The organism is Comamonas composti DSM 21721 (assembly GCF_000429845.1).
GTDB lineage: Bacteria > Pseudomonadota > Gammaproteobacteria > Burkholderiales > Burkholderiaceae_C > Comamonas > Comamonas composti.
In genome coordinates this window covers 53532-68841 of record NZ_AUCQ01000002.1, presented here as the reverse complement: position 1 = coordinate 68841, position 15310 = coordinate 53532, and the positions used below count along the sequence as shown (strand labels likewise).

Genomic DNA, 15310 nt, shown 5'->3' with positions numbered 1-15310 from the left:
AACCCCACATACCAGGACACATCATGGGAAAGAGCACCGGCTTTCTGGAATACGAGCGCTTGGAAGAGGGCTACGCGCCCGTGGCCCAGCGCCTTCAGCACTACAAGGAATTCGTGATCGGCCTGGACGCCAGCCAGGCCCAGATCCAGGGCGCGCGCTGCATGGACTGCGGCACGCCGTTCTGCAGCAACGGCTGCCCGGTCAACAACATCATTCCGGACTTCAACGACCTTGTGTTTCGCGGCGACTGGAAGCATGCCAGCACCACGCTGCACAGCACCAACAACTTCCCCGAGTTCACGGGCCGCATCTGCCCCGCGCCCTGCGAAGCGGCCTGTACGCTCAACATCAACAGCGATGCCGTGGGCATCAAGAGCATCGAGCACGCCATCATCGACCGCGCCTGGAGCGAAGGCTGGATCAAGCCCCAGATCGCCGCGCGCAAAAGCGGCAAGACCGTGGCCGTGGTGGGGGCGGGGCCCGCAGGCTTGGCCGCAGCCCAGCAACTGGCGCGCGCGGGCCACGCGGTCGCGCTGTTCGAGAAGAACGACCGCGTGGGCGGGCTGCTGCGCTATGGCATTCCCGACTTCAAGCTGGAGAAAAGCCATATCGATCGCCGCGTGGAGCAGCTCGTGGCCGAAGGCGTGAAAATCCGCACCGGCGTGCTCGTGGCCGGCAAGAACGGTCTGGGCAAGGACAGCAAGATCACGAACTGGGCCGGGGAGACCATGGCGCCCGAGCAACTGATGGCCGAGTTCGACGCCGTGCTGCTCACGGGCGGTGCCGAAGTCTCGCGCGATTTGCCCGTGCCGGGGCGCGAGCTCAAGGGCGTGCATTTCGCGATGGAGTTTCTGCCCCAGCAAAACAAGGTCAATGCGGGCGACAAGCTCAAGGGCCAGATCCGTGCCGACGGCAAGCATGTGATCGTCATCGGTGGCGGCGACACGGGCAGCGACTGCGTGGGCACCAGCAACCGCCATGGCGCGGCCAGCGTGACCCAGTTCGAGCTCATGCCCATGCCGCCCGAGCAGGAGGACAAGCCCCTGGTCTGGCCCTACTGGCCCATCAAGCTGCGAAGCAGCTCCAGCCATGAGGAAGGCTGCGAGCGCGAGTTCGCCATCGCCACCAAGGAGTTCATCGGGGAGAAAGGCCAGCTCAAGGCCGTGAAGACCGTGCGCGTGCAATGGCAGGGCGGCAAGATGAGCGAGGTCGAGGACAGCGAGCAAATCCTGCCTGCCGACCTGGTGCTGCTGGCCATGGGTTTTGTGAGCCCCGTGGCTGCGGTGCTCGATGCCTTTGGTGTGGACAAGGACGCGCGTGGCAATGCCCGGGCCACGACCGACTTCACGGGCGGCTATGCAACGAATGTGCCCAAGCTGTTCGCGGCCGGCGACATGCGCCGTGGCCAGTCGCTGGTGGTGTGGGCCATACGCGAAGGCCGCCAGGCCGCGCGGGCCGTGGACGAGTTCCTCATGGGGCGCTCCGAGCTGCCGCGCTGAGGCTCAGCACGCAGGCGGCCTGCAGGCAAAGGCTGGTCCATGAAAAACAATAGCTGCTACCGCTTGCTCCTTCTGGATTTCAATATGGTTTGTATCTGAAATCCATGTCTGGCAGGTGGTAGCAGCTATTTTTTATATAGTGATTTCAGAGTTTGTTCACGCTCTCAGGAGGCGGGCTTGTCGTCTGCGGGCTTGTCCACGGCCGTGCCGGGCTCGGGCACTTCTTCGGGCGCGCGTGAGATGCGGCTGAACCAGCCCGCGCCCAGAATGCCGACTTCGTAGAGCAGGCACATGGGAATCGCCAGCGCCAGTTGGGAGATCACATCGGGCGGCGTGACCACGGCCGCGATGATGAAGGCCACGACGATGAAATAACCGCGAAACGCCTTGAGCTTGGCAATGTCGACCAGGCCAAAGCGCACCAGCAGCATCACGACGATGGGCACCTGGAACGCCAGGCCGAAGGCCAGGTACAGCGACAGAATGGCCTCCACATAGGACGCAATGTCGGGCGTGGCTGCCACGCTGTCCGGGGTGAAGCCCTGGATGAAGGCAAACATCTTGTCCAGCACGAAGAACTGCACAAAGGCGATGCCCACATAGGCCAGCAGGCTGCCGAAGATGATCAGCGGCAGCGCAAAGCGCTTTTCGTGGCTGTACAGGCCCGGTGCCACAAAGGCCCAGATCTGGTACATGAGCCAGGGCAGCACGGCCAGCATGCCGACCATCATCAAGACCTTGAGCGGCACGAAGAACGGCGAGAACACGCCCACGGCAATGAGCTTGGCGTCCGGCGGCATATGGGCCTTGATGGGCTGAGCGATGAAATCGATCAGCCCGTTCGGGCCAGGCCACAGAGCCAGCAGGGCCACGGCCACGGCAATACCGTAGATGCAGTACAGCAGCCGGTCGCGCAGCTCCATGAGGTGCTGCACAAAGGGCTGCTCGGTGCCGGCCAGCTCGTCTTCTTTAGGGGATGTATCGGACATGGTGGAGTACGGCAGCGCCAGGGCCTGGACGCTGCGCGGTGAAAACGATGAAGGCGCTGCAGGCGCCCGGTCGGCTGCCCAGGCCGGCTGTGAATGCCCGCATGGGGTTAGCGGGGCTTCTGGGGCCGAAAGCGTGCCACACGTGCTGCGCCCGACTGGGCCTTGCTGCGCACGCCGGCGCGGGCCTTGTACCACTGGGGAACGGCGGCGCGCTTGATGCGCCAGTTCTTGCGCGGATGGCGGTAGCTGGGGGTCACGGAGCTGTAGCTGCCCGAGCCTTCGTAGGAGGACAGGGCCGAGCCGCCGTCGTCCAGCGCGCTCGTGACCTCGCCCGTGGCCTGGTTCCAGTCTTTCTCGAAGTCCGAGGCCGCGGTGTGCACGGATTGCTCCATGCCGCGCGCCGCGCTCTCCACGCTGTCCTTCATCTTGCGCAGCTCGTCGAGTTCCATGGAGCGGTTGACCTCGGCCTTGACGTCGGCCACGTAGCGCTGGGCCTTGCCCAGCAGGGTGCCGACGGTGCGCGCCACGCGCGGCAGCTTCTCGGGGCCTATGACCACCAGGGCCACGGCTCCGATCAGCGCCATTTTGGACAGGCCAATATCAATCATGGATGCAGGCTGTCGCTATCAGTTCTTTTGCTTGGCTTCGACGTCGATCGTGGTCTTGTCGGCGCTGGTCTGGTTGGCTACCTGGCCTGCAGGGGAGGCGGGGTCGGACGCCGGGTCGGAGGTCGATCCGTCCTTCATGCCATCCTTGAAACCCTTGACTGCGCCACCCAGGTCGGTGCCTATGTTCTTGAGCTTCTTGGTGCCAAAGACCAGAACCACGATGAGCAGCACGATCAGCCAGTGCCAGATGGAAAACGAGCCCATGAAAATCTCCTAAGAATACGGGGCATTTTAGACTTGCCGCCGCGCCCATGCTTGCGCATGGCCCCACAAATGCGGCGACTGCGGTAAACCCTAGGGAGCAGTCTGCTCAGCCCTTGAGCCATGGACGCGGGCCGCCCATGACGTGGATGTGCAGGTGGTGGACTTCCTGGCCGCCTTCGGCTCCGGTGTTGACCACGAGGCGAAAGCCGCCGGCGGGATAGGGGTTGCAGCCCTGCTCGGCGGCCAGGCGCGGTGCCAGGGCCAGCAGGCGGCCCAGCAGCGGCGCATCCTCGGCCTCAACCTGGGCCATGGAGGCGATGTGCTTCTTGGGCACCATCAGAAAGTGCACGGGTGCTGCGGGGTGGATGTCGTGAAATGCAAAAACCTCGTCATCCTCATAGACCTTGCGCGAGGGGATTTGCCCCTGGGTGATGCGACAGAAAAGGCAGTTGGGATCGTGCATGTCGGACATGGAAGCGGATGGGCTCCGTAAGCAAAGGGGATAGGGGAACGGTCTGAGCGTGTCTGACGCACAGGCGTCTCACGGGGCATTTTCGTTGATCTGCAAGGTCTGACGCTGGCCTATGTGCCTGCGGTTCGTCCTGAGCCACAGCAGGCCCTGTTCGCGGCCGAGCTCGAAGAGCTCCAGCACCAGGCGCAGGTCGGCGCGTGACTTGCTCGAGGCCTTGTAGCCCCTGAGCACGGCGCCACCATCGACGCGGTGCAGCAGCACGTTCTTGTAGCGCTCGGGGTCCAGCTTGCCTTGCTCCAGCAGGCGCTTGACGAAGTCGATGGCGCGCAGCTCGGCGAGCAGGCTGGCGTTGAAGGTGACTTCGTTCATGCGGTCGCTGATGTCGGCGGCCGTGCTGGGGATGTCGTTGTATTCGATGGGATTGATCTGCACGAGCAGGATGTCGTTGCAGTGCGTGTGGTAGATCAGCGGGTGCAGGGCCGGGTTGCCCGAGAAGCCGCCATCCCAGTAGGTCTCGCCCTCGATCTCCACGGCCTGGAACAGCTGGGGCAGGCAGGCCGAGGCCATGACGGCATCGGCGCTGAGCTTGTCGCCCGAGAAGATGTGGCCGCGCCCCGTGCGCACGTTCGTGGCGCAGACAAAGAGCCTGGGAACGACTTCGGGCAGGGGGGTATTGGCCAGGGCCTCGAAGTCGACCACGCGCTCCAGCAGCTTGCGCAAGGGGTTGAAATCCAGCGGATTGGTCTGGTAGGGCGAGAAAAACTGGTTGAGCGCGCCCATGAAGGGGCTGCCCGGCAGGGGCGAGCCCCACATCAGCGAGCCCATGGCGCCCACGCCGCGCCACAGCTCGGCCAGGGCCTCGCGTGCCAGCTGGGCGCCGAGTGCGCGTGCGGCTTCGGGTTGGCTCTCGCGGTGCGCGGCCTGGGCAAATCCATGTGCGAGGGCCACGGCGTTCACGGCGCCCGCGCTGGTGCCGCTGATGCCTTCGATGTGGATGCGCCCGTCTTCGAGCAGGGCATCGAGCACGCCCCAGGTCAGGGCGCCATGCGAGCCGCCGCCTTGCAGGGCCAGGTTCAGCGTATGGGAGGAGGTGGCCATGGCGGGTGGGCGAAGCAGGGGGGACTCAGGAGTAAACGGCGCGGTTGTCGTTCATGGCAACCATGCCGCGCACGATGCGGTAGAGGAACCAGATGGAGATCACCGTCCAGGCAATCCAGCCGGGAGCGACGAGCAGCCACAGCGGCAAGGTGATCAGGTATAAAACGCCCGACCAGATCACGCTGCGTATGCGCCATGCGTAGTGGCTGGCCATCCAGGTGCCGCGCGCATCGTCGCGTTTGACCAGGTCCATGACCAGCGCAATGATGAGCAGGGCCAGACTGGGCTGGGCACCGGGAAGCACCACGGCCACAGCCACGATGAGGTGCAGCACATAGCTGACCCAGCCCCAGGACTTGAGGCCGTCCATCTGGGCCTGGTCCAGGGCACGGGCTTCGATGATGTCGTCATCTCTCATGGCAGCACTCCTTTTTCTTCCTGCAGTGCGCGCTGCTGGGCCTTGCGCAGCGCTTTTTCCTCCAGGCCGCCGGTGCCTTCGCGGCGCTCGAGCTCGGCCAGCACCTGGGCCGGCGTGAGGCCGTAGTGGGCCAGGGCAATCATGCTGTGAAACCAGAGGTCGGCCACCTCGTAGAGGATTTTTCCGGTGTCGCCGCCATGGTCGGCGTCCTTGGCGGCCATGACCACTTCGGTCGCCTCCTCACCGATCTTCTTGAGAAAGGCGTCCGGCCCCTTGTGCAGCAGGCGGGCTACATAGCTTTTCTCGGGATCGCCGCCATTGGCGGTCTTGCGGCTTTCTATCACCTGGGCCAGGCGGGCCAGGCTGTCTTGGGAGAGGGCGGGAGTTTCTGGGGTGGACATGGGATTCACTTGTAGATGCTGGCCGGATCTTTCAAGACCGGGTCTGCTGCCTGCCATTGGCCGTCACGCAGCACGCTGTAAAAGCAGCTGTGGCGTCCCGTGTGACAGGCGATGCCGGGCTCGTGGCCGGTCTGTGTGACCTGCAGCAGCAGGACGTCGTTGTCACAGTCTATGCGGATCTCGTGCACGGTCTGAACATGACCCGACTCCTCTCCCTTGTACCAGAGCTTGCCGCGCGAGCGGCTGAAGTAGACCGCGCGGCCGAGCTCGGCCGTGCGGGCCAGGGCCTCGCGGTTCATCCAGGCGAACATGAGCACATCGCCCGTGCCCTTCTCCTGCGCGATCACGGGCACCAGGCCTTGCGCATCCCATGTGACTTGATCCAGCCAGTTCATCTCTTGCATTGTGCGAGCCTCGGGCCGTCCTGCCTGCGAGTGCGCAGTGCCTGCCGCAGCAGACGGCCTCTTGTGAAAACACTTTCGGCGCTTGATGACCAAGTGCCTCAAGCTATCAGAAAAAAATTACAGCCGCACGGGGATGCCGCGTGCGGCCATGTGCTGCTTGGCCTCGGCCACGGTGTGCTGGCCGTAGTGAAAGATGCTGGCTGCGAGCACGGCATCGGCCCCGCCCAGGCTTACGCCGTCGGCCAGATCGTCGAGCGAGCCCACGCCGCCCGAGGCGATCACGGGCACCTGCAGCGCGTCGCTGACGGCGCGTGTGAGCGCGAGGTCGAAGCCGCTCTTGGTGCCGTCGCGGTCCATGCTGGTCAGCAGGATCTCGCCTGCGCCGCGGCGCTCCATCTCGCAGGCCCATTGCACGGCGTCCAGGCCGGTGTTCTTGCGTCCGCCATGGCTGTAGACATCCCAGCCCGGGCCGGCCGCACGGCCGTCGGCGTTGATGCGCAGCTCGTCCTCGGGCGTGCGGCGCTTGGCATCGATGGCCACGACGATGCACTGGGCGCCGTATTTGTCGCTGGCCGCGTTGATCACGTCGGGGTCGCTGATGGCGGCCGAGTTGAAACTGGTCTTGTCCGCGCCCGCGTTCAGCAGGCGGCGCACGTCGGCCACGCTGCGCACGCCACCGCCCACGGTCAGCGGAATGAAGATCTGGCTGGCCACGGCTTCGATGATGGGCAGGATCAGATCGCGGCCGTCGCTGGTGGCCGTGATGTCCAGGAAGGTGAGCTCGTCCGCACCCTGAGCGTTGTAGCGCGCGGCGATCTCCACGGGGTCGCCCGCATCGCGCAGCTCCACGAAGTTCACGCCTTTGACGACGCGCCCTCCCGTGACGTCAAGACAGGGGATGATGCGTTTGGCAAGCATGGGCAATCTCATGGGCGTTGTGACAAGGCCCGCAAGATACCACGGCCCGCTGCGGCCAGGCGTGCTCCGTGCTACTGAAGATAGCCATAAAGTGAGCTGGCAGCGCTTGCTATCCGGCGATCTCGGATAGATATAGGCCTGAAATCAAATCAGGTCGCGTGGTAGCTGCTCATTTTTTAATAGTTTCTGTCGAGCCTCAGGCGTTGAGCCGGGCTGCGGTGCTCTGCCAGCGCCAGGCATCCTCGCACATGCGCTGCACGCCGAGTTCGGCCTTCCAGCCCAGCAGTCGCTCGGCCAGGGCGGGGTCGGCCCAGCACTGGGCCACGTCGCCGGGGCGACGCGCGACCACCTTGTAGGGCACGGGCCGGCCGCTGGCGCGCTCGAAGGCCTTGACCATTTCCAGCACCGACACCGGCCGGCCCGTGCCCAGGTTCACGGTCAGCAGGCCCTGGTTGGCGCGCAGATAGCGCAGGGCCGCCAGGTGGCCGCGCGCCAGGTCGCAGACATGGATGTAGTCGCGCACGCCCGTGCCGTCGGGCGTGGCGTAGTCGTCGCCATAGACGCTGAGCTCGGGGCGCAGGCCCGCCGCCACCTGGGACACATAGGGCATGAGGTTGTTGGGAATGTCGCGCGGATCTTCCCCGATCAGCCCGCTTTCATGCGCGCCCACAGGGTTGAAGTAGCGTAGTCGTGCCAGCCGCCACAGGCCGGGCTCGGAGCGCTCCAGGTCGGCGAGCATCTCCTCCATCCACAGCTTGCTGCGGCCATAGGGGTTGGTGGCCGAGAGCGCGAAATCCTCGCGGATCGGCAGGCTGACCGGGTCGCCATACACCGTGGCCGAGGAGGAGAACACCAGGCTGTGAACCTGGGCCTGCTGCATGGTCTTCAGCAGTGCCACGGTGCCGGCCACGTTGTTCTCGTAATAGCGCAGCGGCTGGCTCACGGACTCACCCACGGCCTTGAGGGCTGCGAAGTGGATCACCTCCTTGATGTCGTGCCGGGCAAAGACCCGGGCCAAAGCCTCGCGGTCGCGCACATCGCCTTCGATGAGCTGCGGACGCCGGCCCGTGATGCGCTGTATGCGATCGAGTACATCGGGCGAGCTGTTGGAGAAGTTGTCGTAGATCACAAAGGGCTCGCCTGCGGCGGCCAGTTCGACGCAGGTGTGCGAGCCGATGAAGCCGGCGCCGCCAGTGACAAGAATCATGAGTGTTTACCTCGAAGCAGGGATGCAGGAGCTGGTGCCGGAGCCCGGAAAGGAGTCCCCGCAGTATGCGTGCATTGCGCGGTGCGGCGCCGGGCCTGGACGGGGGGAGATGGGCGGAAAAGGCTTGCAGAGTGCCGCTTCATTATCCGTCTGCGGCGGCTGCCGCCGCCCTAGCATCCTCAAAAGAAGCAAGTGTAAGTACATGCAAACCAACTCCGACCGGTGGAGAGGACGATAGAGACCCCGAGATGCAGGAGCGCTGTTTAATTTGGTTACTTTTTATTAACGTGTTAGTCAATACAATAACTAACAAACATTGTTGACCGATTGTAAATAACTATAATTAACGTGAGAAATAAATATTCCAAAAGTCATGCGAGTTCGTACTTTCCTGCGCAATCTGCTTTTTTTCAGTGCCTTGCTGGCTGGCGGGCTACTGCGTGCAGCCGAGCCCGCAGTGGCCATTTATTACGGGCAGCAGGCTTCGCTCAGCGAGCTGGGGCTGTATGACATAGCGGTCGTCGAGCCAGGCCATGGCTACGATCCCAAGCGCTTTCGCAAGCAGTTCCCAGGCGAGCTCTATGCGTATGCTTCCGTGGCCGAGGTTCTGCCCGAGCGCGATTACTTCAAGAAGCTGCCCGAGCAGTGGAAGCTGGCGCGCAACGGTGCCTGGAGCTCGGTGGTACTCGACCAGACACCGGCCCAGTGGCCCGCATTCTTTGCCGACGAGGTGATTGCACCGCTGTGGGAGCAGGGCTATCGCGGCTTTTTCCTGGATACGCTGGACTCCTACCGCCTGGCCAAGGATTTTGACGAGCAGGCCCAGCAGGACGGTCTGGTACGCGTCATCGAGACACTGAACCAGCGCTTTCCGGGCATACGGCTGATTCTCAACCGCGGCTTCGAGATCGTGCCGCGCGTGCGCGACAAGATCCAGATGGTTGCCGGCGAGTCCCTCTACCGGGGCTGGGATGCGAATCTCAAGCGCTATGTGGAGATCCCGGGCAAGGATGGCGAATGGCTGCTCGAGCAGCTCAAGACCATCAAGGAGCGCGACCAGTTGCCGGTACTGGCCATCGACTATGTGGCCACGCATGACCGTGAGACCACGCGTGCCACGGCGGCGCGCATTGCCGAGCAGGGCGTGATTCCCTGGGTTACCGATTCAGGCCTGCAGACCCTGGGCATAGGCAGCGTGGAGGCCATGCCCCGGCGCCTGCTCGTGCTCTACAACGGGTCGGACGATCCGGCCCTGGACTACACCTCGGCCCACCGCTTCTTCGAGATGCCCATCAACTACCTGGGCTATGTGGTCGACTATGCGGACGTGCGCTCGCCCCTGCCTGCCCATGTGCAGCGCGACCGCTATGCGGGCGTGGTCAGCTGGTTTGGCGGTGCGATTCCCGATGCGCGTTTCAAGGAGGTGCGCAACTGGATTGCCCAACGGGTGCAGCAAGGCATGCCCTTGCTGATGATGGAGGCGCCGGGCCTTCCTCTGGACAGGACCCTGGCTTCGCTGCTGGGCGTGCGCAACATGGAGGCCGCGCCGGTCTTTCCCGTGAAAAAGGCCGTGCAGGAATCCATCATGGGCATGGAGACCGAGCCGCTGCCACCTGTTCCCGGCTATGTGGGCTGGCAGCTGGCGCCGCAGATGCTGGAGAAAAGCCGGCAATTGCTGGCTTTTGACGATGCCAAGGGGCAGCGCTTTGTCTCGGCGGCGATCACGCCCTGGGGCGGCTTCGTGATGAGCCCCCACACCCTCATCGATGTGCCGGGCACCGAGTATTCGCGCTGGGTGGTCGATCCGTTTGCGTTGCTCAAGCAGGCGCTGCGCCTGGGCGATTTTCCCGTGCCCGACATCACCACGGAGAATGGTCGCCGCCTGCTGCTGGCCCATATCGATGGCGACGGCTTCCCTTCGAGGGCCGAGGCCCCGGGGGCACCGTTTGCGGGAGAGATGATGCGCCGCGAGATCCTGGAGCGCTACCGCATTCCGCACACGGTCTCGGTGATCGAGTCAGAGGTCTCACCCCAGGGGCTTTATCCCAAGTGGTCGGCCGAGCTCGAAGGCATTGCCAGGCGCATTTTTGCCCTGCCGCATGTGGAGGTCGCAAGCCACTCCTATTCCCACCCGTATCTGTGGGACAGAAGCGTGAGCCACGGGCTGTTCGCGGAGAACAAGGAGGCGGCGCTGAATCTCTCCATCCCCGGCTACGAGATGGACTTGCAGCGCGAGATCGTGGGCTCGGTGGATTACATCCAAAAGCGTCTTGCGCCCGAAGGCAAGACCGTCAAGGTGTTCCTCTGGACCGGCGATACCGCGCCGGGCGCCGATGCGCTGGCCATCACGGATGCGGCCGGCCTGCTCAACATGAATGGCGGCGATACCTCGATCACGCGCAGCAATCCCACGATCACCGAGGTCAAGAGCTGGGGGCTGCGCAAGGGCGGGCATCTGCAGATCTACGCGCCCGTGACCAACGAGAACATCTACACCAACCTCTGGCACGGCCCTTTCTACGGCTTCGAGCAGGTGATCGAGACCTTCGAGATGACGGACAGCCCGCGCCGCCTCAAGGCCGTGGACATTTACTACCACTCCTACTCGGCCAGCAAGCAGGCCTCGATCAAGGCCTTGCACAAGGTCTATCAATGGGCGCTGAGCCAGAGGCTGCATGCGGTCTATGCCTCGGAATACATACGCAAGGCCATGGATTTTTACGAGTTCGCCATCGGCCGTGAAGGCCAGGCCTGGCGGCTGCGCGGCCCGGGCGAATTGCGCACGCTGCGCATGCCGCCTGCCATGGGCGAGCCTGCGGTACAGGCCAGCAGCGGTGTGGCCGGCTATGTGGCGGGTGTGGATGGCCACTATCTTCACCTCACGGGCGGAGCCGCGCGCATGCTGCAGCGCGATGTGCTGGGCGAGGCCGGTCAGGCTGCATCCCGGCCCTATCTTGTGGACGCGAATGCGCGTCTTGCCCAGTGGCAACCCCAGTCCGACGGCGGCCTGAGCTTTGCGCTGCAAGGGCATTTGCCGCTGGAGTTGCGCATGTTCCTGCCCGCTGGCTGTGAGCTGCGCTCCAAAGGTTCGGCTCAGCCTCTGGCGGGTACCGCATCGGGGCACTCCACTGTTCGTTCTTTCAAACTGACCCAGACCCGTGCCGAATTCCAAGCGCAGTGCAAGGCGCGTTGAGCGCCCCTCCGTGGTTTCCACCTGGCTGATCGCACTGCTGGCGGTGCTGATCGGGGGGGCCCTGTGGATGCTTTTTCCCAAGAAGAATCTGGAGCGCCGGCTCTCGGAGTCTGGCGACGACTCCGAGCTTTCGCTCAACTACCTCACCAACCTGCTCAAGAGCGACCCTGATAACGAGCACTTGAAGGCCTTGCTGCAGGCCAAGCGCCAGCGTTACGAGACGCTGAAGCTGGCCGAAGAAGAAGCGCGCAAGCAGGCTCTGCCCAGTGCTGCGGCCCAGGCCTGGGATGCATGGCAGGCCCTGTACCAGCAATACCTGGAGGACAAGAACCAGGGCCACAGGGCTGGTGCCAAGGCCGGGCAACTCATGCCCGACGTGCTTGCCGCTCTGAAGGCCGTTCCTCTGCAGGAGTTGAGCAAGGAGCAATTGCTGTATCTGGCCTCCTCGGCCCTGGTGCTCGGGGATACGCCGGGGGCCGAGGCGATTTATGAAGCGGCAGTCCGCAAACAGGATGAAGCGCAAAAGGCCGGTGTCTATGAGGCCGCAGCCCGGCAGATGCTGGGGCTTTCCATGTACGAGGAGTCGGCCCGGCTCATGCTCAAGGCCAGCAGCGTGGCTGGCAATGTAGAGCAGGCGCGTGGATACCTGTGGCAGGCCCTGGACGTGCTGCAGGCTGGCGGCCAGCCCCGGCAGGCGTTGGCACTGGCGCGCGAGCAGCAGGAGCTTTTGGGCAGCGACCCCGAGACCCTGCGCCGCCTGATTGCGCTGGCCCGGGCTGCCGGCGATTCGGCCGAGGCCGAGCGCTATGTCAAGCAGCTCATGAAGCTGGCCCTGCTGAGGCAGTCGCAGCAGGCCTACGCACAGGCCGCTGCAGCCGGACAGGCTTTCGATGATGGGGCCTGGGCCCTGCGCCCCGTGCTCTGGCAGCAGCCGGGCTGGGGGCTGGTCCAGACAGCCGGCACCAGCGGTGCGGACAGGGCTCCGGGCCTGGCCTTTGATGACAAGACTTATCAGCTGGGCTACGAGGTCTTTCTGGAGAACCGGAATCTGGAGGACGCCTGGCGCACGGCGGCTGCAGCCGTCAGGCAGGTGCCGCAGGACATGGCCTGGCGCGAGCGCCTGGCCCGGGTGGCCGAATGGACGGGCCGGGTCCAGCAGGCGCTGGACAACTGGCTGGCCATTGCTCAGGCCACGAACCGTGAGGATGCCTGGCAGGCCGTGGCCAGGCTGGCACCCGGCATGTTCGATGATCGCGCCTTGACGGCCAGCATCTTGCACAGGCTGAGCCAGCGGCCCGGCGACTACGAGCTGCAACTGGCCCTGGTCCAGGCCTATGAGCGCCAGGCCGAGCCGCAAAAAGCCATGGATTATCTGCAGCAGCATGCGGACACGCCTGAGGCCCTGGTGCTGCTCGCCCAACTGGCGGAACGGGCAGGCAAGCTGGAGCTGGCGCTGCAGTCCTGGAAAAAGGTCTTGAGCGATCCACAGCAGCGCACGCCCTTGCATGTCATGCCGGCTTCGGTGCTGGCCTTTCGCCTGGGAGAGAAAGATCTGGGCTTGAGCTGGCTTGAGGACGCGCAAACGCGCGTGCCCGAGAACATGGAGGAAGAGGCCGACTACTGGCGCCTGCTGGGCGAGGTCGCGCAGCAGCAAAGCCGTCAGTTGGTGGCGCTCAAGGCCTTCAGGCGCTTGCTGGACATGCCTGATGCCACGGCGCGCGACCATGACGAAGTCATCAATCTGCTAATCCATCTGGACAAGGGGGAAGCCGCCCGGATGTCCCTGCGCGCCTGGGAGCACTTTCACGATCCGCGCCATCTGACCCAGGGCTTGTACATGTTGCAGGATCAGGGTGACTGGAGCAGCGTGGGTCAGCAGGTGGAAGCTGTCATGCGCGATGCCGAGCACGCCCCCTTGCTGCTGGAGCAGCCCGCCTTCATACAGACGGCAGCGGCTTATTACCAGCGTGCAGGTCAGGGCGCAAAGGCGCAGGCCCTGCTCGAAAAAGGTCTGCGCCTGGATCCGGACTCCTCGCTCATGCGCCAGTCCATGCTGTGGCTGCTCATAGACACGCAAAAAGGCGGGCAACTGGGTGCGCTGATGGCCCGGGTCGAGCCTGTCTGGGCACAGGACCCGGAAATGCACGATGCACTGGCGGCCGCCTACATGGGGCTGTCGCGTCCGGCCGTGGCTTTGCAGCGTTATCTGCGTCCGCATCTCCAGGAAAACCGGGATGATTTTCTCTGGATGATGAGCTACTGCGATGCCCTGGAGCAGAACCAGCAGGTCGATCTGGCCTGGAGGCTCAGGCGCGAGCTGTGGCAAAAACTGCTGGCCAGAGCCTCGGAGGCGTCTGCCCAGCAGCCTGGTGCGCAAAAGACTGGTCGACAGGTGATGACGGCCACGGGGCTCAAGCACTGGCTTACGCCTGCAGATATGGAGGAGGTGCAGCGCCAGGCGCGACACCGGCTGATGCTGACCCAGTCCCATGGCGATGATGAAATGGCGCTCATGCGCGAGCTGCTGCGCACGGACGATGCTGGCAAAGAGCTGTCGTCGGCAGCCATGGAGCTGGCGATTGCCTGGCTCCAGGATCGAGGCGAGTACTCGACCGAGCGCGGCTATATGTGGCAGCAGTATGCGCGCAGCCGTGGCAAGCGCGGCAACCAGCCGCTGTGGGCAGAGATCACGGTTGCGCTTGCGGAAAAAGACCGGGCCGAAGTGGGACAGCTGTTGCAGCGCTACGACCAGAGCCTGCCGCGCTATGACCGGGTGAATTCGGCCTCCATGGTGGATGATGTGCGGCTGGCCCAGAGTGCAGGCTTCGAGACCCAGACCGACCAGCCCGACGATGATCCGCTGCATCAGGCATTGACCGAGCAATTGCTTGCCTTCAGCCACCAGGGCGGGCTGCAGCTGTATGAGAGGCGTATGAGCGGCCTCAACGAAAAAATGGCGCAGACGCGCTGGCACTGGGCGTTGAGCCCGCGCTGGTCCATGGATTTCAAGGCCTATGAAAACCGCCGCAGCGTGCATGACGCGAGCATGGTCAGGGCCCCGTCCAGCGAAAGCGGCATCGGCATGACGCTCAAGCGCAAGACCCAGGGGGCGAGCAGCGAGTTCATGCTGGCGCGCCATGGTAGCTTGGGCACGTACACGCCGATCCAGGTCTCACATACGCAGGAGCTGGACAACCGGCTCAGCGTGCATGGTTCGCTGGGCAAGAGTCTGCCCACCTTCGACAGCCTGGCCATGCGCATGGGCGGCATGCGCAACAACTGGACCCTGGGAGCGAACTACCAGCTGTCGCGCCTGGATCAATTGAGCCTGGAGTTCGCGTCCGATGACTACCGTCTGCAGACCACGGGACGGCGCGTGGGTCGCGGCGAACACACCACATTGCAGTACACCCATGTGTACCGCAATGAAGCGCCCATCGTGCAACTGGGCGCCTTCACCTCGTGGCACCGCTTCAGCCGCAGACATCCCGGTGCATTCACGGGGAGCGATGCCTCCATCCTGCGCTATCTGCCCCAGGGCAGCGCCCCGGGCATCGACTATCTGCTGCCCGGGCGCTTTCGTTTCTCAGGGCTGCAGGCATCGATCAACATGCATTACGCCGAGGAATACTCGCGCGCGCTGCGACCGTTTGCGAGCCTTGCGCTCACCCATCACAGCGTCAACGGTGCGGGCTATGACATGAGCCTGGGCCTGAGCTCCAGCGTCCTGGGGTCCGACCATTTGATGCTGAGTCTGAATTTCTCCAAGTCGGGTCTCAACACCTCGGGAACCGTGCGTGAGATCCAGCTCGGCTATCGCCTCCATTTCTAAAGATTTC

At 64.2% G+C, this 15310-nt stretch carries 13 protein-coding genes; 3 read left to right on the top strand and 10 right to left on the bottom strand.

The window, feature by feature from the left end:
• Nucleotides 1–23 precede the first annotated feature (23 nt).
• Nucleotides 24–1499 (top strand): glutamate synthase subunit beta, encoded by a 1476-nt coding sequence (locus G486_RS0102045; RefSeq protein WP_027014033.1) that lies wholly within the window; start codon nt 24–26, stop codon nt 1497–1499.
• A 164-nt stretch (nt 1500–1663) separates the two neighbouring features.
• On the opposite strand, the gene tatC is transcribed toward G486_RS0102045, so the two are convergent.
• From tatC to galE, 10 genes are all read right to left on the bottom strand, one after another.
• Complete coding sequence (gene tatC / locus G486_RS0102040; protein ID WP_027014032.1) at nt 1664–2488, bottom strand: twin-arginine translocase subunit TatC; 825 nt, start codon at nt 2486–2488, stop codon at nt 1664–1666.
• Between the two features lie 107 nt (nt 2489–2595).
• On the bottom strand, nt 2596–3096 hold the full coding sequence (gene tatB, locus G486_RS0102035) for a Sec-independent protein translocase protein TatB (protein ID WP_027014031.1): 501 nt from the start codon (nt 3094–3096) through the stop codon (nt 2596–2598).
• A gap of 18 nt (nt 3097–3114) precedes the next feature.
• Nucleotides 3115–3360: a Sec-independent protein translocase subunit TatA gene (gene tatA, locus G486_RS0102030; protein WP_027014030.1), complete on the bottom strand. Its 246-nt coding sequence runs from the start codon at nt 3358–3360 to the stop codon at nt 3115–3117.
• Between the two features lie 106 nt (nt 3361–3466).
• Nucleotides 3467–3823, bottom strand: a complete 357-nt coding sequence (locus tag G486_RS0102025) for a histidine triad nucleotide-binding protein (RefSeq protein WP_034386483.1) — start codon at nt 3821–3823, stop codon at nt 3467–3469.
• Nucleotides 3824–3901: 78 nt separating this feature from the next.
• Nucleotides 3902–4930, bottom strand: a complete 1029-nt coding sequence (locus G486_RS0102020) for a patatin-like phospholipase family protein (RefSeq protein WP_027014028.1) — start codon at nt 4928–4930, stop codon at nt 3902–3904.
• A 25-nt stretch (nt 4931–4955) separates the two neighbouring features.
• Entirely contained in the window at nt 4956–5348 is a 393-nt protein-coding gene (locus tag G486_RS0102015) for a DUF4870 family protein (RefSeq protein ID WP_027014027.1), read from the bottom strand.
• Nucleotides 5345–5749: a phosphoribosyl-ATP diphosphatase gene (locus tag G486_RS0102010; protein WP_027014026.1), complete on the bottom strand. Its 405-nt coding sequence runs from the start codon at nt 5747–5749 to the stop codon at nt 5345–5347. Before G486_RS0102010 ends, G486_RS0102015 begins: the two co-directional genes overlap by 4 nt.
• 5 nt (nt 5750–5754) lie before the next feature.
• On the bottom strand, nt 5755–6153 hold the full coding sequence (gene hisI / locus G486_RS0102005; protein WP_169728567.1) for a phosphoribosyl-AMP cyclohydrolase: 399 nt from the start codon (nt 6151–6153) through the stop codon (nt 5755–5757).
• A gap of 117 nt (nt 6154–6270) precedes the next feature.
• A complete protein-coding gene (gene hisF / locus G486_RS0102000) occupies nt 6271–7071 on the bottom strand; it encodes an imidazole glycerol phosphate synthase subunit HisF (protein WP_027014024.1) in 801 nt (266 codons plus the stop codon).
• A gap of 196 nt (nt 7072–7267) precedes the next feature.
• Nucleotides 7268–8278, bottom strand: coding sequence for a UDP-glucose 4-epimerase GalE (galE, locus tag G486_RS0101995; RefSeq protein WP_027014023.1), 1011 nt, complete (start codon nt 8276–8278; stop codon nt 7268–7270).
• A gap of 373 nt (nt 8279–8651) precedes the next feature.
• On the opposite strand from galE, the gene G486_RS0101990 reads away from it, so the two are divergent.
• A complete protein-coding gene (locus G486_RS0101990) occupies nt 8652–11471 on the top strand; it encodes a bifunctional glycoside hydrolase 114/ polysaccharide deacetylase family protein (protein WP_034386391.1) in 2820 nt (939 codons plus the stop codon).
• Nucleotides 11437–15303: a tetratricopeptide repeat protein gene (locus tag G486_RS0101985; RefSeq protein WP_027014021.1), complete on the top strand. Its 3867-nt coding sequence runs from the start codon at nt 11437–11439 to the stop codon at nt 15301–15303. Before G486_RS0101990 ends, G486_RS0101985 begins: the two co-directional genes overlap by 35 nt.
• Nucleotides 15304–15310: the final 7 nt, after the last annotated feature.